The organism is Paenisporosarcina quisquiliarum (assembly GCF_027563315.1).
In the GTDB taxonomy this organism is placed as follows: Bacteria; Bacillota; Bacilli; order Bacillales_A; family Planococcaceae; genus Paenisporosarcina; species Paenisporosarcina quisquiliarum.
Genome location: NZ_JAMKBJ010000009.1, coordinates 96,939 through 123,060, shown reverse-complemented (window position 1 = coordinate 123,060; position 26,122 = coordinate 96,939). Strand labels below are relative to the sequence as shown.

General features: G+C 41.4%; 20 protein-coding genes. 16 read left to right on the top strand and 4 right to left on the bottom strand.

Features of this window, described 5'->3' with window-relative positions; all coding sequences use genetic code 11:
* Positions 1-67: 67 nt before the first annotated feature.
* From M9R32_RS11615 to msrA, 6 genes are all read left to right on the top strand, one after another.
* Complete coding sequence (locus M9R32_RS11615; RefSeq protein WP_269926896.1) at positions 68-862, top strand: hypothetical protein; 795 nt, start codon at positions 68-70, stop codon at positions 860-862.
* Between the two features lie 14 nt (positions 863-876).
* Complete coding sequence (locus M9R32_RS11610) at positions 877-1,161, top strand: hypothetical protein (protein WP_269926895.1); 285 nt, start codon at positions 877-879, stop codon at positions 1,159-1,161.
* Between the two features lie 87 nt (positions 1,162-1,248).
* Positions 1,249-2,121, top strand: a complete 873-nt coding sequence (locus M9R32_RS11605; protein WP_269926894.1) for a proline iminopeptidase-family hydrolase — start codon at positions 1,249-1,251, stop codon at positions 2,119-2,121.
* A 200-nt stretch (positions 2,122-2,321) separates the two neighbouring features.
* A complete protein-coding gene (locus tag M9R32_RS11600; RefSeq protein ID WP_269926893.1) occupies positions 2,322-2,750 on the top strand; it encodes a DUF1801 domain-containing protein in 429 nt (142 codons plus the stop codon).
* A 55-nt stretch (positions 2,751-2,805) separates the two neighbouring features.
* Positions 2,806-3,837 (top strand): phosphotransferase enzyme family protein, encoded by a 1,032-nt coding sequence (locus tag M9R32_RS11595; protein WP_269926892.1) that lies wholly within the window; start codon positions 2,806-2,808, stop codon positions 3,835-3,837.
* Positions 3,838-3,918: 81 nt separating this feature from the next.
* Entirely contained in the window at positions 3,919-4,878 is a 960-nt protein-coding gene (gene msrA, locus M9R32_RS11590) for a peptide-methionine (S)-S-oxide reductase MsrA (protein WP_269926891.1), read from the top strand.
* 57 nt (positions 4,879-4,935) lie between these two features.
* Here msrA and M9R32_RS11585 read toward each other — a convergent pair whose 3' ends face one another.
* Entirely contained in the window at positions 4,936-6,249 is a 1,314-nt protein-coding gene (locus M9R32_RS11585; RefSeq protein ID WP_269926890.1) for an MFS transporter, read from the bottom strand.
* A 279-nt stretch (positions 6,250-6,528) separates the two neighbouring features.
* Positions 6,529-6,672, bottom strand: coding sequence for a hypothetical protein (locus M9R32_RS11580; protein WP_269926889.1), 144 nt, complete (start codon positions 6,670-6,672; stop codon positions 6,529-6,531).
* A gap of 372 nt (positions 6,673-7,044) precedes the next feature.
* On the opposite strand from M9R32_RS11580, the gene gltB reads away from it, so the two are divergent.
* Positions 7,045-11,637: a glutamate synthase large subunit gene (gene gltB, locus M9R32_RS11575; protein ID WP_269926888.1), complete on the top strand. Its 4,593-nt coding sequence runs from the start codon at positions 7,045-7,047 to the stop codon at positions 11,635-11,637.
* Between the two features lie 22 nt (positions 11,638-11,659).
* Positions 11,660-13,147, top strand: a complete 1,488-nt coding sequence (locus tag M9R32_RS11570; RefSeq protein ID WP_269926887.1) for a glutamate synthase subunit beta — start codon at positions 11,660-11,662, stop codon at positions 13,145-13,147.
* Between the two features lie 62 nt (positions 13,148-13,209).
* Here M9R32_RS11570 and M9R32_RS11565 read toward each other — a convergent pair whose 3' ends face one another.
* Positions 13,210-13,986: a 3-hydroxybutyrate dehydrogenase gene (locus tag M9R32_RS11565; protein WP_269926886.1), complete on the bottom strand. Its 777-nt coding sequence runs from the start codon at positions 13,984-13,986 to the stop codon at positions 13,210-13,212.
* A gap of 19 nt (positions 13,987-14,005) precedes the next feature.
* Entirely contained in the window at positions 14,006-15,292 is a 1,287-nt protein-coding gene (locus M9R32_RS11560) for a GntP family permease (protein ID WP_269926885.1), read from the bottom strand.
* A 290-nt stretch (positions 15,293-15,582) separates the two neighbouring features.
* On the opposite strand from M9R32_RS11560, the gene M9R32_RS11555 reads away from it, so the two are divergent.
* The 8 genes from M9R32_RS11555 to M9R32_RS11520 all read left to right on the top strand — a co-directional run bounded on the left by M9R32_RS11555 (position 15,583) and on the right by M9R32_RS11520 (position 25,916).
* Complete coding sequence (locus M9R32_RS11555; RefSeq protein WP_269926884.1) at positions 15,583-15,990, top strand: organic hydroperoxide resistance protein; 408 nt, start codon at positions 15,583-15,585, stop codon at positions 15,988-15,990.
* A 314-nt stretch (positions 15,991-16,304) separates the two neighbouring features.
* Complete coding sequence (locus M9R32_RS11550; RefSeq protein WP_269926883.1) at positions 16,305-16,865, top strand: DEAD/DEAH box helicase family protein; 561 nt, start codon at positions 16,305-16,307, stop codon at positions 16,863-16,865.
* Positions 16,866-16,891: 26 nt separating this feature from the next.
* The gene (locus M9R32_RS11545) at positions 16,892-17,452 is read left to right on the top strand and encodes a maltose acetyltransferase domain-containing protein (protein ID WP_269926882.1); all 561 of its coding nucleotides are present in this window, start codon (positions 16,892-16,894) and stop codon (positions 17,450-17,452) included.
* A gap of 491 nt (positions 17,453-17,943) precedes the next feature.
* Positions 17,944-19,791, top strand: a complete 1,848-nt coding sequence (locus tag M9R32_RS11540) for a GAF domain-containing sensor histidine kinase (protein WP_269926881.1) — start codon at positions 17,944-17,946, stop codon at positions 19,789-19,791.
* The gene (locus M9R32_RS11535; RefSeq protein WP_269926880.1) at positions 19,784-20,425 is read left to right on the top strand and encodes a response regulator; all 642 of its coding nucleotides are present in this window, start codon (positions 19,784-19,786) and stop codon (positions 20,423-20,425) included. The genes M9R32_RS11540 and M9R32_RS11535 overlap by 8 nt, the downstream gene beginning before the upstream one ends.
* Positions 20,426-20,551: 126 nt before the next feature.
* On the top strand, positions 20,552-23,032 hold the full coding sequence (locus M9R32_RS11530) for a S8 family serine peptidase (RefSeq protein WP_269926879.1): 2,481 nt from the start codon (positions 20,552-20,554) through the stop codon (positions 23,030-23,032).
* A 202-nt stretch (positions 23,033-23,234) separates the two neighbouring features.
* On the top strand, positions 23,235-25,703 hold the full coding sequence (locus M9R32_RS11525) for a S8 family serine peptidase (protein ID WP_269926878.1): 2,469 nt from the start codon (positions 23,235-23,237) through the stop codon (positions 25,701-25,703).
* Between the two features lie 39 nt (positions 25,704-25,742).
* Entirely contained in the window at positions 25,743-25,916 is a 174-nt protein-coding gene (locus M9R32_RS11520; protein WP_269926877.1) for a hypothetical protein, read from the top strand.
* The last annotated feature ends 206 nt before the right edge of the window (positions 25,917-26,122 follow it).

The window sequence follows — 26,122 nt, the reverse complement described above, 5'->3', positions numbered from 1 at the left end:
AACGATTGGGTTCAACCTCGCATATACGGTGGTTGAGCCCTTTTTGTATTCAAAAGGGGGATGGAGTTTGAGAAAGCAAGATTTATTGGACAGATTGGATGCAATTGGACAGAGTTTGGAAACAACGGGAGGCGCACTTTTATTATTTGGGCTCGGTTCAGTGGGGACTGAGCTCGAGCGACTGGATGATTATTCCGATCTAGATTTCTTCGTTATTGTGAAGCCAGAGTATAAATCGAGGTTTATTGAGCGGTTGGATTGGCTAGAAGCTGTTCATCCACTAGCGTTTTCTTTTAGAAATACGAAAGACGGACATAAAATCTTATTTGAAGATGGCATTTACGCTGAGTTTGCTGTGTTTGAAGAAAATGAAATGGAACATATTTCTTATACCGAGGGACGGATTGTGTGGCAAGACGCTCATTTTATTAATAAAGATTTGCACATACCAACAGTTCAAAATGGTGCATTAAAAAAGGAACACTCACTGGACTATTCGATCAATGAGGCGTTAACCAATTTGTATGTTGGATTGTGCCGTTATGCAAGGGGAGAGAAGTTATCTGCTCTAAAGTTTGTCCAAGGGGAAGCCATCGATAATATTTTAAATGTGCTTCATCTAATTGAACCAGAAGTAGAGTACTTTCCGGATGTATTTAGTCATGCAAGACGGCTGGAAAAAAGATTTCCCCGCTTTGCACTGACCATTGGTGACATGATACAAGGATATCATCATGTCCCTGAATCAGCGTTGCATATACTAAAGTATTTAGAAGCTGCTTTTCCTGTCAACCAGAGAATGGGTGAAGAAATTAGACGTTTGGCCAAATTAGGTATGGAGCTAAATGAAGATTCCCAATAGGTAAGGAGGGTAGAATGAAGATCTATTTAATTGGCAGTCAGATTCTTTATGTGCTGTGTCTGATTCCGTGGTTTGTGATTTGGGGTTTGTCCTTTATGAGTTTTGATAATGGCTTTAGTGCTGGCAACATTTCTTTTGTTTTGGGGATTGGCATATATCCGGTTGCGGTTATCCTCTGTTCCATTTTTTCTTGGATTCTGTATATGTATAAAAAACGAACAGCCATCATCATTAATTCGATTCCGATGATATGGGTGGTGGGCCTTGGCGTATTAATGCTCATGATTAATTTTTCATAAAAGACAAATAAACCGTTCACAGCTATTGTTCCATACTAAAAAAAGTAGTAACTTTACAGAAACATATATAAAAGGGGATTAATACACATGAAGCAAGTTACCGAAGGGTTCATTCCTGTAACAGGGGGAAATGTTTATTATCGCAAGACGGGGGATGGTCCTGGTGTGCCACTATTGGTTTTACACGGGGGACCAGGCGGAATGAGTCGTGAATCTGATCCGCTTCGAGAACTTGGAGACGAAAGACCGGTCATTCAATACGATCAATTAGGATGTGGAAATTCAGATCGTCCGGTGGATCTTGGTTTATGGACGGTTGAACGCTATGTGGAAGAATTAGCTCAAGTGAGAGAAGCGCTTGGATTGGATGAAGTGCATATTCTCGGACATTCTTGGGGAACCATGCTTGGCGCTGCATACCTTCTTGAGAATCCGACAGGCGTCAAAAGTATTATTTTCTCCAGTCCGTGTTTGAAGTCCAGCATGTGGGAACAAGACCAGCGCCAACATATGAAACATTTACCCCAAGAAGCACAGGACATCATCGAGAAATGTGAACGTGACAATACGACGGACTCAGAAGAGTATCATCAAGCGATGATTGAGTTTTATAAACGACATGTCTGTAGGTTGTCGCCGTTACCTGAAGAACTCGTGGCAAATTTTGCGAGGAGTAACCGTCAAATTTATGGCTACATGTGGGGAGCGTCAGAATTCACAGTGACGGGCACATTAAAAACCTTTGATGTAACCGATCGATTGCACGAAATCGATATTCCAAGTCTTTTCACATGTGGATACTATGATGAAGCAACACCAAAAACAACGGAATATTATGCGAGTTTGGTTCCAGGTTCTGAGTTTCACGTATTTGAAAACAGTTCACATATGCCAGGAGCGGAAGAACCTGAGGAATATGCGAAAAGAGTAAGAGAATTCTTAAATAGACAGCCAAAATAGCCTTTCAAAAAATCCCTCCAATCTGTAAATGATTGGAGGGATTTGATGTTTTAATTACTTGAAGCGCCAGATGTCATAAGGTTGAATTTTGAACCGATTGATGGAGTTATACATCTAAATTAAAGGATTTCACCATCGTAAAATCGAAAAGGATTAGCAAAGCCAAATTCTTTTTCGTTAAAAAGGAAGGATGAACATATATGACGTATGAATTGAAAACAAAGCAAAATGATCGAAGTGTAATTGAGTTTATTGAAGGGGTAGATCATCCCAAAAAACGAGAAGACGCATATAAGTTGCTCGATTTTTTCACAGAGACGTCAGGTTTTGAAGCGAAAATGTGGGGGCCGAGCATTATTGGATTCGGCAGTTATCATTATAAATATCCAACTGGGCATGAAGGCGATGCACCGCTCGTAGGTTTTTCACCGCGGAAAGCGAAAATCAGCCTATACTTTGCAACGGGTGACACTGAACGGGAGCAGTTACTTGAAAAGTTTGGCAAGCACACTTCAGGAAAAGCCTGTGTTTATATTAATAAAATTGACGATATTGATGTGAATATACTGAAGGATTTAATACGACAATCAATCACATTCTTGCAGAAGATGTATCCTGAGAAATCCTAATCGGCGATGAGGATTGTTTATCACAACAAGAATAGAAATCAATGGGGGAATCATGATGGAACAGTGGGTAGAAAATCTTTTTTCTGAAGACGTCTTGAAGGAAGCCGCAACACGATTTGGAGCGGATGCATCAGACGCTAAGAAGCTTGGCGATTTCGAGAATTATGTATTTGAAGTGAAGCGGGAAGGCAAGCCATTCATTCTGAGACTGACACACTCGTCGCATCGTTCGAAAAAGGAAGTGGAAGGTGAATTAAAATGGATTAATTTCCTGCATGGGCACGATATCCATGTGTCACTTGTACATAAATCTGAATATGGACAACTCGTTGAAGAATTAGCAGTGGGAGATTCTTATTTTTATGTCTGCTTGTTTGATAAAGCTCCAGGCACCCCTGTGAAAATGAATGATCCGGAATTTGGTCCGGAACTATTTGAAAAATGGGGAGCTACTACAGCTAAAATGCACTTGGTAACTGAAGATTATCATGAGTCCGAAACGCAGCGTCAGCGTTGGGATGAAGATGATTTGATAGAGCTTGAAAAATATATAGATGCGGTTGAAGATAAAGTCATCATTGAAGGCAATCGCAATCTTGTCTCTGAGATTCAACAGCTGCCACAAACAAAGGAAACATTTGGGTTAATTCACTCGGACATACATCCTGGTAACTTCTTCTACCACGAAGGCGATATTCACGTATTTGATTTTGATGATGCGATGTTTTTCTATTTTGTAAGCGATATTGCCATTCCCCTCTATTACACAACGTGGTGGAAGTACAGGGAAGAAACGCTTGAAACACGTTCGGCGTTTGGCGCAGAAGTATTGACTCACTTCCTGAGAGGATATATGAATGTAAGGGCCATTCCGCTTGAATGGATTGAGCGCTTGCCTTTATTCTTAAAGATGCGTGACTATACTTTGTACGGCGTGTTCCACAAGAAGGTCGACCTCGCCAACAATGAACGTGAAAACGAACTCGTAGCCGGTATCCGCAAACGCCTAATAAAGGACGAACCGATTGTCGACTTGGATTATCGGTCTATTTGGGAACAGTCATTGCCTTCATCATTAAACAAATAAAAAGAAAATGCTACTTAATTTCTTTATGCGAAGTGTGACCATCACTCGTAAATTCTCAGTAAAACAAAAGGAAGTGGCACAATGTCTGAACAAACGCATCTGGCTACCTTTGCCGGGGGCTGTTTCTGGTGCATGGTGTCGCCATTTGATGAACAGCCCGGAATTCTTAAAGTCATCTCAGGCTATACAGGTGGTCATGTTGACAACCCAACGTATGAAGAAGTTCATAGGCACACTACCGGTCATTATGAAGCTGTGCAAATAACCTATAATCCAGTTGTCTTCCCCTATGAAAAATTGCTCGACTTGTTTTGGCAGCAAATCGATCCGACCGATGCGGATGGTCAGTTCAACGACCGTGGTAAAGCGTACCGCACGGCGATTTTTTATCATGATCAAGAACAAAAGGTAATGGCAGAAGAATCAAAATCCATACTTGCAGCAAGTAGACGCTTTAACCAGCCGATTGCCACTGAGATTTTACCCGCACAGCCATTTTACGATGCGGAAGAAAAACATCAGCACTACTACAAAAAAGTGCCTTTTCACTACAATCTGTACAAAGAAGGATCAGGGCGTGCCGATTTCATCCGTAAACACTGGAAAATGACGAAAACCGACGAACAGCTCCAGAAAGAACTGACAACGCTCCAATACAAAGTCATGAAAGAAAATGCGACCGAACCCCCGTATCAAAACGAATACTGGAATCATACCGAAGACGGCATTTATGTCGATTGTATCTCCGGTGAACCTTTATTCAGTTCAACCGATAAGTTTGATGGGGGATGCGGCTGGCCAAGCTTTACAAAACCACTGCGCCGTAATGAACTTGCCGAAAAACTGGATACCTCGCTCGGCATGCGCCGTATTGAAGTCCGCACCAAAACGTCCGATGCACATCTTGGTCATGTATTCGATGACGGATCAGGACTTGACCGTGCAAGGTATTGCATCAATTCAGCTGCACTCCGTTTTATTCCAAAACACCAACTGGAACAGCAAGGATATGGGGAGTTCATTAGTCTATTCAACGAATGAAAACATTGAATTTTTTATATAAAAAGGGCATTCCCGTTAAGGAATGCCCTTTTCATTTTAAAGTTTGTCTGTTTCCAATTCTCTTTCAATATGCGAGGCTTTCGAAGACTCTGCCATACGCCAGTAGACGATGAAACTGATGGCAATACAGCCAGCTACATAATAGTAAAAGAGTGATTCATATCCGATATCTTTTAACCATAACGCGATGAATTCTGCAGTCCCACCAAAGATAGCGACAGTGAAAGCGTAAGGTAATCCCACGCCCAGTGCACGTATTTCAGTAGGGAAAAGTTCGGCTTTTACAATCGCGTTGATGGAAGTATAGCCAGTAACGATAACCAAACCTAGCATCATCAGTAAGAAAGCAATAACGGGACTAGTCGTTTGCTCCAGGATGAAGAATATTGGCACCGTCAGTAACGTACCGAGAATCCCAAAGGTCATGAGTAAAGGACGACGGCCAATTTTATCCGAAAGCATACCTGCTATAGGTTGGAGGACGACGAATACAAGTAACGCCAAGAAGTTTATCCAACTGACGACTTCTTTCTCCAGTCCAACTGTATTGATCATGAATTTTTGTAAATATGTTGTGTAGGTATAGAAAGCAACTGTTCCACCTAGTGTTAAGCCAACAACCGTCAGAACCGCTTTAGGGTGCTTCATAAGAGTGCGTATAGTACCGGCACTTTCTTTACTTTTCGTATCCATTTTAGTGAATTGTTCCGATTCATCCATCGTACGACGCAGCCACATAACGGCTAATGCACCCATTGCACCGATAACGAACGGAATACGCCAGCCCCATGAATACATATCTGCTTCACTGAGCACTTGCTGAAGGACGATTTGAACGCCAAGCGCAACCATTTGTCCGGCAACAAGCGTCACATACTGGAAGCTCGAATAAAACCCGCGACGTCCGCTACTCGCCATTTCAGATAGGTAGGTAGCGGATGTTCCATATTCTCCACCTAAAGACAGACCTTGAAGAAGTCGGGCCAAAACAAGAATAATTGGCGCCATAATACCTATACTGCTATAACTAGGCGTCAAGGCAATAATTAAAGAGCCACCAGCCATAACCATAATGGAAAGCGTCAGAGCCGCTTTACGTCCATGACGGTCTGCATAGCGACCCATCAATAGACTACCGATGGGTCTCATTAAGAAACCGACGGCGAAAATCGCAGCTGTATTAAGAAGTTGGCTCGTCGAATCTCCTTCAGGGAAAAACTCAGAAGAGAAGTAGATAGCAAAAGCAGAATAGACATACCAGTCATACCATTCGATTAGATTTCCAACCGAACCTTTAAAAATGTTACCTGTGATTCGACGCGTATTCGCGCGCTCTGTGGCTGAAGTCATTAACAAATCTTCCTCATGATGGTCTTGCCGTCGTTATTGTTCCTATTGGATCAAGTGAACGAGCAGATGCTTTAAAGGTATTTTGAAAATGGAATTCAGGGAAACGAAAATAAGAGCGGTAGATAATCTTTCATATGTAATGTTCTTCCCTTAATTCACTTAGTTTTACAAAATAACCTTAAACAATAGTTGTTTCTTCCCTAATTCTGAAGATGAAAAACCTTCCATTTAAAAAATTCCAAAAAAAAAGCGAAGAGACAGTTCATCTCTTCACTCAAATCATCCACCTACATCGTTTTCCCCGTCATCTTCCAACATCGGGTCCTCAACTTCAATCTCATCTTCTTTTTCATCGTCACCGCAAGCGCCAAGTAAAAGGGCTGCCGCCAATGGCATTGCTAGAAATTTAGTTTTCGTTTTCATGACGTTACCTCCTTTAAGTATTTACATACATGTAGTTTACCCACTTTCACAAAACTAAACGCCTGCTCGAGAATTTGGAGTGAAGACGTGTATAAAAAATGTTTTTTAAAGAAATAGTTCAATTTCTTTAAATCGTCTAAAAGTATTGATGTATATATGTTTTCATTGCATTTGATATGAATTAGAAACAAGAATGAGAGCGTTTTCATTCATAATTATCTATTAAAATGAATAAATAATATTATCGGAATTGTGTGTTAATGGGGATTTTATGGTATACTATTCCGAAATTGGAAGTGTACATGCAATGAAGAACCCCTTCATAAAAAAAATGAACATCTTTCAGCAGATTAATAGAAAGGGGACGTTGTCATGACGAAAACTGGATATCCTGCAGCACAAGGTTTATATGATCCAGAACAAGAACACGAAGCATGTGGGATTGGGATGTTGGCCAATATTAACGGAAGAAAGACCCATGGGATTGTTCAGAATGCAATCAACATGCTTTGTAATATGGAGCATCGTGGTGGCCAATCCGCTGATACGAGTACAGGAGACGGAGCAGGGATTTTAACTCAAATTCCCCATCGGTTCTTTAAAAAGCAATGTGAGAAAGAGAACATCCTGTTGCCTAGAGAAGGCGAATATGGTGTTGGAATGGTTTATTTACCTAAAGATCACGACTTACGCATGAAAAGCAAAGAAGTTTTTGAACAAATCATTGAAGAAGAAGGTCAACTATTTCTTGGCTGGCGTCCTGTTCCAATCAATGACTCTTTTGTAGGAAAAGTGGCGACCAAAACAAAGCCGACGATTAGGCAATTTTTCATTCAAGTAAACGAAAATATTAAAGATCAAATGGATTTTGAACGAAAGCTATACGTGATCCGCAAACGAATTGAAAAAGAATTGGCAAGTGTGAAAGACTATGAGGATGTTTACATCTGCAGTTTATCGACGCGCACGGTTGTCTACAAAGGCATGCTAATCCCCGAACAACTTGATTCATTTTACATCGACTTAAATCATCCAGAATATAAATCCGCTTTAGCACTTGTACATTCCCGTTTCAGTACCAACACCTTCCCGAGCTGGAAGAGAGCACACCCAAATCGTTATACCATCCATAATGGAGAATTTAATACATTAAGAGGCAATGTCAACTGGATGCGTGCTCGTGAGCAACTATGTGAATCTGCATTTTTCAGTCCTGAAGACTTGCAAAAAGTATTACCAATAATCGATGCGGACGGTAGCGATTCGTCGATGTTTGATAATTGCTTCGAATTCCTGCATCTTTCTGGACGTTCGCTGGCCCATACAGCCATGATGATGGTACCTGAACCTTGGGCGAATGATTTAACAATTAAAGAAGAAAAACGTGATTTTTATGAATACCACAGTACATTGATGGAACCATGGGATGGTCCAGCAGCACTGGTATTTACAGATGGCAACCAAATCTGCGCCTGTCTTGACCGAAATGGTCTTAGACCTGCCCGCTATTATGTAACGAAGGGTGGCATGATTGTCCTGGGCTCCGAAGTTGGGGCATTGGATATTTTCGCTGATGATATTGAATACAAGGGAAGACTCGCCCCAGGTAAAATCCTTTTAGTTGATCTGGAAAAAGGAACGATTATTCCGGATGAAGAAATCAAACTTCAAATTGCTTCTGAACAGCCATATAAAGAGTGGCTAAAAAACATGAAAAATCTAGAAGATTTACCTGAAGCGGTGGAAAAATCATACATTCACAATGGCAATGAATTGTTAAAACAACAGCTGGCATTTGGTTATACAAGAGAAGAACTAAATAAAATCATCAAGCCCTTAGTGTTGGAAGGTAAAGATCCAGTCGGTTCCATGGGCTATGATTCCCCACTAGCCGTTTTATCGAAAAAACCACAATTACTATACAACTACTTTAAACAACTATTTGCTCAAGTTACCAATCCTCCGATTGATGCCATTCGCGAAAAAATCGTGACGATGGTTGACACCACAATAGGTGCTGAGGGTAATTTGGTAAAGCCCGGTCCTGAGAGCTGTAAGCATATACGTCTAAAAACACCAATACTGACAAATCAACAACTTCAAAAGCTTAGAGCCCAACAACTGGATGGGTTCAAATCGGTTACATTTTCGACGCTATTTGATGCAACGTCAAATGGACTTAGCGACTGTCAAATGGAGAAGGCACTCGACTCATTATTTGTAAAAGCTGACCAGGCAGTTCAAGAAGGACATACGTTGCTGATTTTATCCGACCGTGGCGTGTCAGAAAAATACGCAGCCATTCCGGCACTTCTAGCGGTTTCTGGTTTGCATCATCATTTAATTCGTCAAGGCACACGTACGAAAATAAGTATTTTAATAGAGTCTGGCGAACCGAGAGAAGTCCATCATTTCGCCACCTTACTAGGTTACGGTGCAGAAGGAATCAATCCATATTTAGCCTTTGATTCCGTAAACGCACTGATCGAAAAAGGCGATATCGATATAGAGTCAGTGGAGTTAGCGGTAAATAACTATATCCATTCAGTTACAGATGGAGTCATTAAAGTCCTCTCCAAAATGGGGATTTCCACGATTCAAAGCTATCGTGGAGCCCAAATATTTGAAGCCGTGGGCATTCACCTGGATGTAATCGATAAGTATTTCACCCGAACGTCTTCACGACTGGGTGGAATCGGCATGAAAATGATTGAAAAAGAAGTGCTCATGCGTCACGAAATCGCGTTTGGTGAAAATCGTGGAGACAATCAGACATTGGAGGCAGGCGATGAATTCCAATACCGTGCGAACGGGGAAGATCATCAATACAATCCGAGTACAATCCATACACTTCAACATGCATGTAGAACGAATAACTATGAAGTGTTCAAAAAGTACACAAAACTATTAACAGACGAAACAACCAATCTCCAATCATTACGAGGGCTCTTGAAATTTAAGAAGAGAGAGTCTGTGCCGATTGAAGAAGTAGAATCTGTCGAGGAGATTTGCAGACGTTTCAAAACCGGTGCGATGTCTTATGGCTCCATTTCGAAAGAAGCACATGAAGCCTTGGCAGTTGCGATGAACCGTGTTGGCGGGAAAAGTAACACGGGTGAAGGTGGAGAAGATATCGACCGCTTTACGCCGGATCCAAATGGAGACTCAAGAAGAAGTTCCATTAAACAAGTGGCATCAGGCAGATTTGGTGTGACGAGCCATTACTTGGTCAATGCAGATGAAATACAGATTAAAGTGGCACAAGGGGCCAAACCTGGTGAAGGTGGGCACTTACCTGGTAAGAAAGTATATCCGTGGATTGCGGAAGTACGTGGCTCCACAACTGGAGTTGAACTGATCTCTCCGCCACCGCATCACGATATTTATTCAATTGAGGATTTGGCAGAGCTCATTCATAATTTGAAAAATGCTAATCCTCGAGCTCGCATTAGCGTTAAATTAGTTTCCGCTGTCGGGGTGGGAACAATAGCTGCAGGCGTTGCCAAAGGAAGAGCGGACCTTGTCTTGATCAGTGGTTACGATGGCGGTACGGGAGCAGCACCTCGTACGAGTTTAAAACATACTGGATTACCATGGGAAATCGGATTAGCCGAAACCCATCAGACACTCCTGTTAAATGGACTTCGTGATCGCATCGTTGTGGAAACGGACGGCAAAATGATGACCGGAAGAGACGTGGTATTAGCTACACTTCTCGGTGCGGAAGAGTACGGATTTTCAACAGCCCCACTTGTGGTGCTCGGCTGTGTCATGATGCGCGTCTGTCATATGGATACATGTCCAGTAGGAATTGCAACGCAAAATCCTGAACTGCGCAAAAAATTCACGGGAGATGCTGAACATGTCGCGAACTTCATGCGTTTTGTTGCTACTGAAACGAGAGAGCTAATGGCTGAGCTTGGCTTCAGAACCATCAACGAAATGGTCGGACGTACAGACGCGCTTGAAGTAAACGAAGCGATTGACCATTGGAAGGCAAAAGACATCGATTTGTCGGCTCTTCTGTACTCACCTGATTTGCCAGCAAAAGTAGGGCGTTATCATACTGTTGATCAAGATCATGACTTAGAGAAGACGCTCGATTTCCAGGAACTGATTCCAATTTGTCGTAAAGCCATCGAAAATCAGCAACCGGTGGAATTTACAACAGCGATTCGAAATATTAACCGGGTCACTGCAACGATGCTTGGCAGTGAAATCACACGACGATACGGGGAAAAAGGATTGCCTGAAGATACCATTCGTCTGACCTTAAAAGGATCTGCTGGTCAAAGCTTTGGTGCATTTATTCCCCGGGGAATAACACTTCGACTCGTTGGGGACTCAAATGACTTCGTAGGAAAAGGATTGTCTGGCGGGAAAATTATTGTCCATCCCGATCCAGTGGTCACTTTCCCTCCTGAGAAAAATATTATTATCGGCAACGTAGCTTTCTATGGAGCTTCTGCTGGTGAAGCCTATATACAAGGAATCGCCGGTGAACGTTTCTGTGTACGTAATAGTGGCGCCAATGTAGTAGTTGAAGGAGTTGGCGATCACGGTTGTGAATATATGACGGGTGGAAAGGTTGTCGTTTTAGGTTCGACAGGACGCAATTTTGCTGCAGGAATGTCAGGTGGCGTAGCGTATGTTTTTGATGAAGATGAAACATTCCTATCCAATTGCAATACGGAACTAGTTCAAATACAACCGGTTGAAAATAATGAAGAGATGAAAGAGCTCTACTCGATGATTGAAAAGCACGTGGATTATACAAATAGTGGACTCGGAAAACGCATTTTAGCGTATTGGGAGAAATATTCTTCACAATTCGTCCGTGTTATTCCAAAATCCTATTTGACGATAAACAATCGAATCAAAGAGCTTCAGGACACTGGTTTGTCCATATTCGATGCACAAATGGCGGCATTCGAGGAAAGTAAAAAGGTTGGATCCGCAAAATAATCTGGCGAAAAGGAGGGATATGATGGGAAAACCAACTGGATTTATGGAGTATGAGCGTCAATCACAACGTGAACGCGAACCACAGCAGCGTGTAAAGGATTGGCAGGATTATACGGAACCGATGACGGAACAGGAAGTCCAGACACAAGCAGCACGTTGTATGGATTGTGGCGTGCCTACATGTCATACTGGAACCGAAATCAATGGGGTGACATCCGGATGTCCGGTCTATCACTTGATACCTGAGTGGAATGACCTCGTCTATCAAGGACAATGGAAAGAAGCATTGAAGCGCGAACATGAAATGAATAACTTTCCTGAGTTTACCGGCACTGCCTGTCCAGCTCCATGTGAAGGAGGATGCGTCCTTGGAATAAACGAACCTCCTGTCGCCATTCGTACGGTGGAACGTGCCATTATTGAAAAAGGCTTTGAAGAAGGTTGGGTCGTTCCGGAACCTCCCGAAAAACGGACAGGTAAAAAAGTAGCGGTCATCGGGTCTGGACCAGCTGGTCTCGCAGCTGCAGCGCAACTCAATAAAGCCGGTCACTGGGTAACGGTCTTTGAACGTAACGATCGCGTAGGTGGCCTCCTGACGTACGGGATTCCTGAAATGAAACTGCCATACGAAATGGTAGAACGACGTGTTGCTTTATTGGTGCAAGAAGGCATTACGTTTATGACAAACATGGAAGTCGGCAAGAATTATCCCGTCGAAAAACTGCAATCAGAGTTTGATGCCAGCATTTTATGTGGGGGTGCAACCATTCATCGGGACATTCAAGTGGAAGGACGCGAATTGAAAGGAATCCACTACGCAATGGAATTTCTTCATGCCAACACCAAAAGTTTGCTAGATTCGAATCTACAGGATGGCAAATACCTTTCAGCGAAAGGAAAAGATGTCATTGTCATCGGTGGTGGAGATACAGGGACAGATTGTCTGGCAACTGCCGTTCGACATGATTGTAAGAGTTTAACGCAGTTTGATATATACGATAAAAAAGGCGCAGTGCGTGATGAGCTGGGCAATCCTTGGCCGCAGTATCCGATCATTCATCGGTTGGAGTATGGGCAAAAGGAAGCGGCAAGTAAATTCGGAGAAGACCCACGAGCTTATGCCGTTCAGACCACGCGTTTTGTGGGGAACGAAGAGGGTCACGTTAAAGAAGTTCATACTATCCATGTGAAACTCCGAATCGATGAAAATGGAAATCGAATACGCGAAGAAATACCGGGTACTGAAAAAGTATGGCCAGCAGACCTTGTGTTGCTAGCCATTGGATTTAATGGTCCGGAACAAGGACTTCTTCAGCAATTGAATGTGGAAACAAACCCCAACTCAACTGTGAAAGCCGAATACGGCAAGTATGCAACCAATGTAGAAGGCGTTTTTTCTGCCGGTGATATGCGCCGTGGACAAAGCTTGATTGTATGGGCGATTAACGAAGGACGTGAAGTAGCGAGGGAATGTGATCGCTACTTGATGGGGGCGACGGTACTACCATAGACATAAAAAAAGGAGTGTACTTCCACGATGGAAAGTACACTCCTTTTTTATGAAAAAATTTCTTATTGAGCTGTGTAGCCACCATCAAGAATTGCCGCTTGTCCTGTGATACCTTTTGCTTTATCACTTGAAAGGAATAGAGCATAGTCAGCAATTTCATCAACTGACAATAAACGTTTTTGAGGAACAAGAGGGTAGATTACTTCTTCTAATACTTTCTCCAGTTCTACATTGCGTGTTTTTGCTAAGTCCGATAACTGATTTCTTACAAGTGGCGTGTCCACGTAGCCAGGACATAATGCATTGACCGTAATGCCATGTTCTGCACCTTCTAAAGCAGCAACTTTTGTTAAACCGATAACGCCATGCTTCGCACTGTTATAAGCTGCTTTTCCGGCGAAACCAATTACGCCATTAATAGAAGCCATATTAATAATACGACCATATTTTTGTTTTTTCATCTGAGGGAACACATGCTTAATTGCCATGAACGGAGCAGTTAACATGATTTTGATCAGCAATTCGAATTTTTCTGTTGGGAATTCTTCGATTGGTGATACATATTGCATGCCAGCGTTGTTAATCAAGACATGGAATTCACCGAAGTGCGCAATCGTTTGATCGATGGCAGCTTTCATTTCTTCTTCGTTTGTTACGTCACACTTGATGCCAAGAGTTTCGTATCCTTTGTCAGCAAGTTGCTGAGCGGCTTTTTTAACGCCTTCTTCATTTAAATCTGTCAGGACAACCTTTGCTCCATTTTCAGCAAAACGTTCCCCAACTTCATAACCAATTCCTTGAGCCGCACCTGTAATAAATACTACTTTATCTTTTAACATAATCAGATCTCCTTTTAAATTAATAAAGTCCCATACTTGCTAAAATTATCGCTGCAATGACAGCAATGGTTGGAATGATAAAACCAACAACCGCAACGTCTAAATATGAATCTTTGTGTTTTAGCCCCGTTACAGCCAATAAGGTCAGTAACGCGCCATTATGTGGCAGAATCGACGCCCCTGAAGCGACAGAAGCAATTCGGTGAAACGCCTCTGGGTCGATGCCGGTTGTTTGGGATAATTGATAATATTTATCCCCTAAAGCTTCGAGCGCAATCCCCATACCGCCAGATGCAGAACCAGTAATACTTGCTAGTAACTGAACAGCAACTGCTTCTGAAATCAAAGGATTTCCTTTAATACCAAGAATCAAGTCGGTTAACTGTTTAAAACTTGGTACGGCCGTAACAACTGCACCGAATCCGACAGCCGCACTCGTATTTAAAATGGCCATCGCTGAACCTGCTGCACCGCCATTAATCGATTTAATGAACGTTTTGAATTTCTTGAAACTCAACAGCATGATCGCAATGATCCCAATCAATAAAGATGGAAGAATATCCAGTTTTAAAATATTTAACACAAACACTACGATCAGTAATGGCAAAATGGACAGGTAAGGATTTGGAAGAGTGGAAGCATCAATTTCTTTCACTTCATCCCCGTTTTTAGGTTCTGTGTATCCATCGCCTTTGCTTTGCAGTCGTTTACTTCTCCAAGCTAAGTAAAGGTAACCACCCACTGCCATGATTAGTCCAGATACCACACCCATAATTGGGCCAGCAGTCGGAGTCGTCTGGAAGTACTCAGTCGGAATAATATTTTGAATCTGCGGAGTTCCAGGAAGTGCCGTCATCGTAAACGTAAAAGCTCCAAGTGTAATAGTAGCCGGAATGAGCTTTCTTGAAACATCGGCTTCTCGGAATAGCGCAATAGCTAGAGGATAAATAGCAAAAACAACCACAAATAAACTAACGCCTCCGTAAGTCAGTACAGCTGCTCCAACCAATACACCTAAAACCGCTCGTTTTTTTCCTATGAATTGAGTGATTTTATATGCTACTGATTGGGCCATGCCCGTTTCTTCCATTAGTTTCCCAAAAATTGCCCCGAGTAAAAATACAGGGAACCACTTTTTAGCGAAATTTACAAACCCAGTCATATAAATTTCTGTATATGCTGGCAATAAATCAAGTCCCTCTAACCCTGCAACTAAAAGCGCAATGAGAGGTGCTATCCAAATGATGGACCACCCTAAATATGCGAGGGCCATTAGCAAAATCAATCCGATAATAATGTTAATCATGATTACGTGCTCCTTTATTTAAAATACCCCTATAGGTTTGTAATTTTGGCAACAAGTACTGTAACTGTCAAGGAAAAAGTCGCACATTATTACAAGTAAGACTAGGTATAATATTCAGTTTTTAATCACTCATATTCCTTTGGTTGTAATACCCACTTTGCAAGTGCTTTGAACATCCAGGATTTCACATATGAACAGACTTAAGTTAAATGGATAGGTTATATAATACGGGCAACAATAGTTGTAGCGCTTTACCAAGTTTTTAAGAAGACCAGGAAAGGGTGGTAAAAATGAAAGAACTATTTACAGCAACTGTTACGGCGACTGGAGGGCGGGAAGGAAGAATCCGCTCAGAAGATGGCGTACTCGATCTTGCCTTGGCAATGCCAGGTGTCAAACAGGATACAACGAATCCAGAACAACTTTTTGCGGCGGGTTATGCAGCTTGTTTTGATTCCGCTTTAAATTTGGTGGCCGCACAAGAAAAAATTAAACACGGCGGATCGGAAGTCACAGCTCATGTTACATTGCACCAAAATACGGATGGCTATTCACTTTCCGTTAAACTAGATGTTCTTGTTCGCGATGTAGAGTTGGAAGTTGCTCAAAAGCTTGTCACAGCTGCACACAATGTATGTCCATATTCACGCGCGATAAAAGACAACATCAATGTGGATGTTGGCAGTCGAATTAGTTAAAGTCCTAATAATTTCTCCAATTAGCTGAAGCCAACCGGATATTCAATGTTGGTGAAATTGTTATATGGAAATGAATGTTGGTTCTCATTAAAATAATCAAAACACCTTCGACAGACGTACTTTATGTACATGACTCGAAGGTGTTTTTACATTTTGTTGAATGTTCTATAATTACGAAAGGGTAAATAAAGGAAGTTACTGTATTGGTGTAGAAAACAAATCCATGGAATTTATTTGAGAAGTTGTGGAGTTATAACTTATAGCAATTTCGCGATGCGTTATAACGAATTCGTTTTTTGGAGAGGAACAGAAATATGAAATTTATTATAATCGTAGGACCGCAGGCTGTCGGGAAAATGACAGTCGGGCATGAACTGGAAAAAATAACGGATTTAAAGTTGTTTCATAATCATTTGACTATCGAGCTTGTCCATCCGTTTTTTGATTATGGCACGGAAGCCGGAAATCGGTTGGTTAAATCATTTCGTCAGCAAATGTTCGAGGAGTTTGCGGTAAGTGATCTGTATGGCGTGATTTTTACATTTGTGTGGCGCTTCGACGTTCAAGTCGACTGGGATTATGTCGAGAAAACCAGCCAAATATTCGAATCAAAAGGCGTAGAAGTTTATATCGTCGAGTTGCAGGCAGATTTGGATGAAAGACTTGAAAGAAATAAATCCCCTCATCGACTTGAACACAAACCAACGAAACGTGACATTGTATGGTCAGAGGAGCATCTGAAAAGCGTAGCTAATAAATTCAGGCTCAATTCGTTCGATGGAGAAGTGACGAGAAAGAACTACATAAAAATTAATAATACAAATTTAACTGCAGCCGAAACAGCGAAGTTAATTCAAGAACGATTTGATCTGTAAGTGTGCAATGAGAGTGGAGGTAAAAGTTGATGACCGAAAAAGAGAAAATGCTTGCGGGTGAAATGTACGACCCCGCAGATCCAGAACTTATAACTGAACGCGGAACAGCCCGTCTTAAAACCAGACTATATAACGAAACCCTAGAATATGAAACGGACAAAAGAATAGAGATGTTGAAAAATTTGTTTGGCTCCACGGGTAAAAGCTTATACGTTGAACCTACATTCAGATGTGATTATGGATACAACATCCATGTAGGAGAGAACTTTTTCGCTAATTTTGATTGCGTCATTCTCGATGTATGTGAAGTTCGAATAGGAGACAATTGCTTTGTGGCACCTGGCGTCCATATCTATACAGCTACTCATCCGATTCATCCGACGGAACGCAACACGATGCGCGAATATGGCAAACCAATCACAATCGGTGACAACGTCTGGATCGGAGGACGATCAATCATTAATCCTGGTGTTACGATTGGTGATAATGTGGTAGTTGCTTCTGGGGCGGTCGTGACGAAAGATGTTCCTGCTAATGTGATTGTCGGTGGAAACCCGGCAAGAGTGATAAAGAAAATAGAATTTTAGTTTTTGTTTAAGAAATCAATTTTCAATTATAAGGGACACGGAAATGGAGTACAGAATTAAAAATCTTGATTTTGAAATGACTACAATGCAAGATTGTGTCCATTTTTATTTCAATATATTGTTCGGGGGACGTGCAATTATTAATCAGCCATAAAGGGTGATAATCTTCATGTGGTGGGAACCCTGCTAAAGTAATTAAAGACATAGAATAGAAAACTAAAGGGTTCTAATACTAAAGTATTAGGAAGAAATATTTCTTTTGCTGAATAGATAACAATCTTTTTCTTTGAGATAATAACTGCAAACAAACCATTCTTGTTTGTCCCAGCATCGGTCAGTGTATTTCATTGGACTGGTCTGGGTTTTTTAAATTGTTCATTCCTTTAAACCTCTTCTCAAAAGAAGGGGTTTTCTTTGTCTTTACTACATAAATCAATTAAGTTATTATTATCAGAAAATTTTAATATTAAGCAATTAGGGGGGTGGTCCAAGTGAAAATTAATTCCAGATTACAAAAGACTGAGAGTTTTGCTAGTAAAGCGATGATGTTCATTTCAATTATAGGACTATGGATTTTTGTGCAATTCGGTTTGATGGATTTGAACTCCTTGCAAGAGCCTCTTATTTTTGGATTTTTAGTGTTGTCTTTAATAATTGTCGAGCTATATCCGATGCCAGTTTGGCGTGGATTTACTACGATAAGCTTTCCTCTTGTGTATACCATTTACATAATGCATGGTTTGGGGTACAGCGTAGTAATCTATGCAATGATTGTTTTTACAATAAACCTTTTGAAGAGACGACCATTAAGAATTGTTTTTTTCAATCCTGCCCAACTTATTATTGGATTTGTAAGTGCATACTTTCTAGCCAAAAAGATTCTTCCAATTCTACCAATGGACGACTTTTCCACACTCACTCAGGGCATCATTCATTTTAGCTTAATTATTATCCCATTCTACCTATTCAACAATTTAATTGTCGACTTCATTTTAGTGGTAAGGCCCCAACCTTATGCGTATAAGGTATGGAAACAAAAGACCTTGCAAGAATTAAATAGCTTATTGATTTCCTATGTTTATCTTGTACTCTTTTATGTCCTAGGTAGCCAGAACAGAGGAGATATCGACGTCATTTCCTTTTTCTTCTTTTTCTCCCCATTAGTTGCATTGGCGTTGCTCAGCTCAATCATTGTCCGTTTGAACAAAGAGAAGACCAGATTAAAAGCGCTTTTCAAAATATCCAGTGAGTTGAATAGAAAGATTCCAACAGAAGAATGGCTCAGCTTTTTAGAGTCACACCTGCAGGAATTTATCGCTGCCGATGCGTGGACTTTATGGATAAATGAAGATGAGGATTGGAAATTGAAGGTAGCGAAGGGTCTTGAAAAAAATCATCTTGAAAAAATCGAGAATATAAGGATTACATTAGACACGATTGAAGAACTCACCATCTTCCATGATGCAAAAAAAGACGGCGGTCCGGCCTTATCTATTTTCAATGCTGAAATTCGAACTTTATTATATGCACCTTTAATTCTTGACGATGAGGTAGTCGGTCTATTTATTTTCGGACGTAGCAGAACAAATAGTTTTCAAGAAGAAGACATTCAAGCTGCAGCAACCATTGCCAACCAATTAGCTGTTCTAATAAAAACCAAGATGCTTATTGAGGAGCAGGAAAAAACAATTATTTTAGAAGAAAGAAATCGTATAGCCCGTGAAATTCACGATGGAGTTGCTCAGTCACTTGCAGGTGCCGTTATGAAGCTGGAAACAGCAGAGCGTAAATTCAGTAAAATGCCAGAAGACTCGCTTCGCCTCATGCATGAAAGCAAAGAGAAGCTTAGGCAGAGCTTAAAGGAAGTTAGGGAATCCATTTATGCACTTCGACCTTATCCAACAGAAAGAATAGGGTTGAAGGCAGCCTTGGCAGCACGAATCAACCTGATTCAAAAAGACCATTCCATCGAAATTGCACTGGAATCACGTGGTCACGAATTTACGCTGAGTTCAATGGTAGAAAAAATCATTTTTGATATTTTTCAAGAGAGTGTTCAAAACGCCATTAAGCATTCCAAAGCAAACAAGATTGAGATTCTATTAAGCTATCAGAAAGAACATGCTTTGCTCAAAGTAAAGGACGATGGTGTCGGATTTTCGCTTTTTCAAGCCATGCTCAAGGCTCGTAAAGAACCACATTTCGGAATTTTGCATATGAATGAAGCGGCAGAGAAAATCCATGCATCCTTACAAGTTGATAGCAGGGAAGGTGAAGGAACAGAAATAACGCTTACCGTGCCAAAGATGGGAATTGAAGGGGGAGAATCTGATGATTAAACTGATGTTGGTCGATGATCATGCAGTATTACGTGATGGACTTAAGAATATTTTAGGTTTGGAAGACGGGATTGAAGTAGTGGGTGAAGCTATTTCAGGCAATGATGCTCTAGAAAAGGTAGGGACACTTTTACCGGACGTCATATTGATGGATATCAATATTCCTGATAAAAACGGGATTGAAGTCACGAGTATTATAAAAAGGGACTATCCGGATATAAAAGTTTTAGTTTTAACGATGTATGATCATGACGAATACTTTATGTCTGCTATCCGTGAGGGCGCGGATGGTTACTTGCTTAAAGATGCACCATCACAACAAGTGGTAGATGCAATTCATTCTGTGTCAAAGGGACAGTCGGTCTTCCACTCATCGATGACAAAAAAGTTTTTAAGCTTCAATCAGTCTGAGCCAGAACCTATCAAGCCTAAAGATACCCTTACTGAAAGGGAAAAAGAAGTGCTCAATTGTTTAGTTCAGGGAATGAGTAATAAAGAGATAGCAAAGGTATTATTTATTACTGATAAAACAGTCAAAATTCATGTCAGCAATATTTTTAAAAAGCTGGATGTAAAGAGCCGTTCCCAAGTAGTGATTTATGCCGTGCAAAATCAGCTTGTCCCTTTGCCATAATACTTTTGGCGTATATGAGTTAGTACCTTTGCTAATGCAAGTTATAGCCTCTGTAGAATAGAACTTTTCTGAAAAAATGCAATAATTAATTTAAAAGTTAGAATATTCAGGGAAGAGGCGATTATTTTGAGATGGTTATCAACTATATTGGCAATTTTACTGATTTTTAGTTCGTGGTTTATGACACCAGTCCCTTCGGCCTATGCTTCAACTTCAACCAATACGTCAGCAGTAGTTGATTCAAAGTTAACAGAGCTTTTGGAAAGTACAACTACTGCACAAGAGATTATTGTCACCTTTAAGAAAGAGAGTATACCACAAGCAGAGATATTGAATGTATTGAAAGATGCGGGCATTTCTAAGGGTACAGTCTTGAAGGAACTGCCGATTGCTGGGGTCCTCGCAACAAAAGCGCAGGTAGAAATATTGGCGTCTAATGAAAACGTTTTTTCCATTTATTCGAATAAGAAATTGCAATACGAAAATAAAGAAGCAACAGAATTGACGGGCGTTGACCGTCTAAGAACAGATACTCAAATTCGCAACGAAAACGGCGGCTTGCCTGTTACAGGTAAGGGAATAGGCGTTGTTATTAACGATAGTGGTATTGATGCGACACATAAAGACCATGAATTAGGTTCACATGTAGTCCAAAACGTTCTTGGGGGCACCAATTTACACGCTCAAAATGAATTGCTGCCGATTACGTATGTTGAAAATGTTCCAAACACGGATACTAGCTCTGGCCACGGAACGCATGTTGCAGGAATTGTAGGTGCTACTGGGGCGATGTCAGGTGGGGAATATGAAGGAGTGGCACCTGGAGCACAGTTGATTGGATATGGATCCGGTGCAGCAGTAGCGATGTTGGATACAATCGGTGGTTTCGATTATGCATTGACACACCAAGCTCAATACAATATTCGTGTCATAACGAATTCCTGGGGAGATACGAGTGATTCAGGGACTGATTTTGACCCGTACAATCCGATAAACGTTGCAACGAAAGCACTTTATGATCGCGGAATTGTCACGGTTTTCTCTGCCGGAAACTCTGGACCTGCAGATGCGACGATTACTGGAAACTATAAAAAAGCTCCGTGGGTGATTACAGTGGCAGCTGGGACGAAACAAGGTCAGCTTGCAGACTTTTCATCTCGTGGAGTGAAAGGGAAAGGTGGAACAGTTGTAGTAGATGGAGAAACGTGGAATTGGGAAGATCGTCCGACCGTCACATCTCCTGGGCAAGCCATTGTTTCCACACGAGTGATTTCACCAGTCGCTTCATTAGGTGCGCCGGACGACGTGGAAAATATACCACCTGCGTACATTCCTTTTTATACGACAATGAGTGGAACTTCAATGGCGGCGCCGCATGTAGCAGGTATTGTTGCTCTCCTCTTGGAAGCAAACCCACAACTTTCGCCAATGGAAATTAAGAGCATAGTAGAGCAGACTGCTGCGAATATGCCAGGCTACGAAACATGGGAAACAGGTTCCGGCTATGTGAATGCCTTCGCTGCAGTAGATGCTGCATTTACGAACAAGAGCTATGGTTCTACGTTAAATATGAATCGTACGTTTAATGCAAACGCTAAAATGACAGAGAACAAACAGGACTTTACGATAGAATATAATCCGGCATCACTTGATTCGAATAAAACGACATTCTCCGTTCCGGCTGCTCAGACCGAGTTAACCGCCCGCTTCAACGCAAAAGGATTGGTTGAACAGACGGGAAATCCAGTGAATCTTGTTTTGACATCACCAGATGGCACAAAATACAGCTCGGGAATTTCAGTACTATTTCCGCTTTACACGGATCGGACGGTACAAGTAGTGAATCCGTCGCCAGGTACATGGACATTAAGTGTTGAAGGTCTGCGAGGAAGTGTCTCTTTACCGGAAACTATTACTGGAGTAATAGGTATGAAGCAAATGAGTGGTTTTTCCGGCTTGAACGATGTCAGTAGTCATGCGGCGGAATCGGCAATAAAACTTGCGGTCAATGAAAGACTAGTGGACAGTAAGAATACACGTAATTACGAACCTAACCAAGCACTAAAACGAAGTGAATTAGCAAGGTTCCTTGTTATGGGAGCAGGTGTGAGACAATACCTGCCTTTTGATGGATTAAAGACGGTTAATGATGTAAAAGCGGGAGATATGCAATTTGTTGAGGCCGTTTTAGCTGATGGAGCTGCTTTAAAGGATGGGAGGCAAGTTTCGAAAGGTGTGATGCTGCCAGTCGTAGCAGGAAAGTTCTCACCCCATGATAACGTAACGCGCGAAAGCTTGGCGTATTCACTTGTGCAGGCGCTTGGTTTGGAAGAAGAAGCGAAGACAAGAAATGGAGACTCTTTGACGGTTCAATATAAAGAGAGTCGGATTGCTATTTCCGATGCTTCGTCAGTTCCGGCTGAATTAAGAGGGTACGTCCAATTGGCGCTTGATTTAAACATTCTCAATGCCTATTTCTCAGTGGAGCAAGGACCTTATGACTTACAACCAACTGTCGTTGCTAAGTTTGAACCGAAAAAAACAGTAACACGCGGTGATTACGCGGTAACGATTACCCGTTATTTTGCAAATTACCACGTTCAATAATAATATCAATGAATTCCCTCGCAGACTTTTGCGGGGGATTTTTTAATGATGATCGGAGCTATCAGCATTACATCTATAACTTTTGTATGACATAAAGATAGTACTTTTACTTACCTCATTACATCCTTTGCTGAATAGTAATATTGCTTTAATTTTCAGATAATAAAAGAAAACAATAAAATATGAAGAGGAGATTGAATGTATGAAAAAATGGCTACATGGTTTTATGTGTGTTTTGATGATTAGTGCCGTGTTCTTTGGTGGTCTTCAAGGTGGAAAAGTAAAGGCAGCCACTACCGCGGTAATTGACAGTAAGCTGACTAAGGTTCTTGAAACAGCTACTGGCCCTACGCAAGTGATTGTCACTTTTAAGGGGGATGGAGCTCCTACAAGTGCGCAACTTGGTATTCTGAAGGATCTTGGAATTTCAACTGGTGTCACAATGAAGGCAATGCCAATCGCAGGGATTCTTGCGACGAAGGAACAAGTGAACAAACTAGCAACGTTTGATAGTGTCAGATCTCTCTACTTAAATAGTAAGTTAAGTTACTCCAACTATGATGCAACACAATTGACTGGTGTTGACAAGGCGCGCACGGATGCAGCCATGAAGAAGGCTAACGGTGGTTTTCCGGTAACTGGAAAGGGCGTTGGGGTGGTAGTCAATGATAGTGGGGTTGACGGAACACATAAAGATCATGAATTTGGAAAAAACCTTGTACAAAATGTAATGGGAAGCACAAATTTAAATAGCCTTGAACCCGAACTATTGCCAATCACTTACACAGAAAATGTTCCAAATACGGATACGAATTCTGGACATGGTACGCATGTTGCCGGTACAGTCGGCGGTACGGGTGCAAGTTCTGGTGGTAAGTATGAAGGTGCGGCACCAGGAGCTAATCTGGTTGGTTATGGATCTGGTGCAGCGTTGTTTGTATTAGACGGGATTGGCGGATTCGATTATGCGATAACTCATCAAACACAATACAACATCCGTGTAATTACTAATTCATGGGGTTCATCAGGAGATTTCGAGCCGAATGATCCTATTAACGTAGCTAGTAAAGCTGCATATGATCGTGGAATAGCGGTTCTGTTTGCCGCAGGTAACGAAGGACCTGGAGAAAATACACATAATCCTTATGCAAAAGCTCCATGGGTCATCTCAATCGCCGCTGGTGAAAAAGATGGCAAACTTGCCGACTTCTCCTCAAGGGGCACGAAAGACGTAGGTGGAACCTTCGATTTGGATGGCAAGACTTGGACTTGGCAAGACCGTCCAACAATTACTGCACCGGGTGTCGATATTGTTTCAACCCGAGTTATTGGACCGGTATCCTCGTTAGGAGCAACTGCAGATGCGGAAACGATAGAACCAGCTTATCTCCCTTTCTATACAACGATGAGCGGAACATCGATGGCAACACCACACGTGGCTGGAGTCGTTGCATTAATGCTTGAAGCCAAGCCAACATTATCACCTGAAGAAATCAAACAAGTTCTGCAAGATACGGCAACAAACATGCCTGGATATGAAACATGGGAAGCGGGAACAGGATATTTGAATGCTTTTGCAGCACTGGATCATGTGTTGTTTGGAAACGAGTATGGAAGTACGGTAAATGCAAATCAACAATTCAATAGCAACGTAGAGGCTACTACGGAGAGAGCATCTTTCGAAGTAAACTATAACCCTGCAACACTTGCTTCCAATAGTTACACTTTCCAAGTTGGGGAAGGAATCTCTCAATTGACAGCTAAGGTAAACGGAGAAGGAATTCTTGAGGAAACGGGTAACCCAATCAATCTAGTTTTAGTAGCACCAGATGGTACTGAAGTTAGCTCAGGTACTAGCCTTTTATTCCCTCTTTACACCGATCGAACGGTTTCAGTTAATTCGCCGAAAGTAGGAGAGTGGAAAGTAGAAATTCGCGGTTTGAAAGGAAATGCAGCTAATCCGATTGGTGTAGCTACCCCTGAGACAGTTAAAGGCACACTCGCATTTTCAAAAGTTGCCGGTTTTACAGGCTTAGCTGATATTGAAGGTCACGCTGCTGCTTCTGCTATTAAAATGGCTGTAAACGAAAGATTAATAGATGGATATGCAGATGGTTCGTTCAAACCAGATCAAAATCTCGTGCGTAGCGAACTGGCACGTTCGCTTGTCATGGGAGCTGGGATTCGCCAAAGCCAAACACTTTCACCAAAAGACGTGAGTAGTTCTGATATGCCATTCGTTCAAGCGGTGATTTCAAAAGGCGCGGCAATCCGCAACACGGACCTCTGCAATAAAGGAGTAATGCAACTTAATCCATTAGGTGAATTTAATCCGGGTGGAGAAGTGAATAGAACGGAATTAGCATACTCATTCGTTCAAGCATTAGGATTGGAAAAAGAAGCAAATGAACATATCGGTGAAGTAACAGTTCTTTTTAACGGGGAAAGAATTGCAATTAAGGACAGCGATAGCATTCCAGAAGCAATGAAAGGATATGTACAGGTAGCTCTAAATCTAAATATTCTTAATGCTACCTTTAATGTCTCGCAAGGTCCCTATGATTTAAAACCAACTATGGAAGCAGTATTTTTACCAGAAAAGAAAGTAACACGAGGAGATTATGCCGTTGCAGCAAGCAGATACTATGGTTCTTGGTTTACACAGCAATAAAGGGAAAAACAATTAACTTTATGAGGGAGAAATGTGTGAATGGAAATTTATCACCCATTGTTGCAAAGCGGTTTAATTAAACCACCTCCACTAGAAGAGATGTTGCTAGATGAGAATCGAATGGTTAGCTCAAAGGAAATACGAGATCAAACCAAATCAATGAGGTTGAAAGAAGTGAATAAGAAGACACGTCCAACTGATAAAAAAAAGTAACAAAGGAATCTTTTTGAAAGTTTTTTCGTGAACACTATAAAGGAAACCAAGAGAATGAGACGACCTTGAAGAGATTGATTCTTTTGGGTCGTTTCTTTTCAATTCCATTTGTACAAGAGTATAGAATTTGTGAAACCTATGGTCACGCCAATGAAAAAAGGTCATCAAAAATTGATGACCATGGATTAACATTAATAAAGCAAAAT

Bases quoted from the DNA above. Each gene is read 5' to 3' on its own strand.
- gltB (WP_269926888.1), top strand. From the start codon at position 7,045: ATGACGAAAACTGGATATCCTGCAGCACAAGGTTTATATGATCCAGAA.
- M9R32_RS11580 (WP_269926889.1), bottom strand. From the start codon at position 6,672: ATGAAAACGAAAACTAAATTTCTAGCAATGCCATTGGCGGCAGCCCTT.
- M9R32_RS11550 (WP_269926883.1), top strand. From the start codon at position 16,305: ATGAAATTTATTATAATCGTAGGACCGCAGGCTGTCGGGAAAATGACA.
- M9R32_RS11535 (WP_269926880.1), top strand. From the start codon at position 19,784: ATGATTAAACTGATGTTGGTCGATGATCATGCAGTATTACGTGATGGA.
- M9R32_RS11585 (WP_269926890.1), bottom strand. From the start codon at position 6,249: ATGACTTCAGCCACAGAGCGCGCGAATACGCGTCGAATCACAGGTAAC.
- M9R32_RS11605 (WP_269926894.1), top strand. From the start codon at position 1,249: ATGAAGCAAGTTACCGAAGGGTTCATTCCTGTAACAGGGGGAAATGTT.
- M9R32_RS11565 (WP_269926886.1), bottom strand. From the start codon at position 13,986: ATGTTAAAAGATAAAGTAGTATTTATTACAGGTGCGGCTCAAGGAATT.
- M9R32_RS11610 (WP_269926895.1), top strand. From the start codon at position 877: ATGAAGATCTATTTAATTGGCAGTCAGATTCTTTATGTGCTGTGTCTG.
- M9R32_RS11595 (WP_269926892.1), top strand. From the start codon at position 2,806: ATGGAACAGTGGGTAGAAAATCTTTTTTCTGAAGACGTCTTGAAGGAA.
- M9R32_RS11600 (WP_269926893.1), top strand. From the start codon at position 2,322: ATGACGTATGAATTGAAAACAAAGCAAAATGATCGAAGTGTAATTGAG.
- msrA (WP_269926891.1), top strand. From the start codon at position 3,919: ATGTCTGAACAAACGCATCTGGCTACCTTTGCCGGGGGCTGTTTCTGG.
- M9R32_RS11520 (WP_269926877.1), top strand. From the start codon at position 25,743: ATGGAAATTTATCACCCATTGTTGCAAAGCGGTTTAATTAAACCACCT.
- M9R32_RS11560 (WP_269926885.1), bottom strand. From the start codon at position 15,292: ATGATTAACATTATTATCGGATTGATTTTGCTAATGGCCCTCGCATAT.
- M9R32_RS11555 (WP_269926884.1), top strand. From the start codon at position 15,583: ATGAAAGAACTATTTACAGCAACTGTTACGGCGACTGGAGGGCGGGAA.
- M9R32_RS11570 (WP_269926887.1), top strand. From the start codon at position 11,660: ATGGGAAAACCAACTGGATTTATGGAGTATGAGCGTCAATCACAACGT.
- M9R32_RS11525 (WP_269926878.1), top strand. From the start codon at position 23,235: ATGAAAAAATGGCTACATGGTTTTATGTGTGTTTTGATGATTAGTGCC.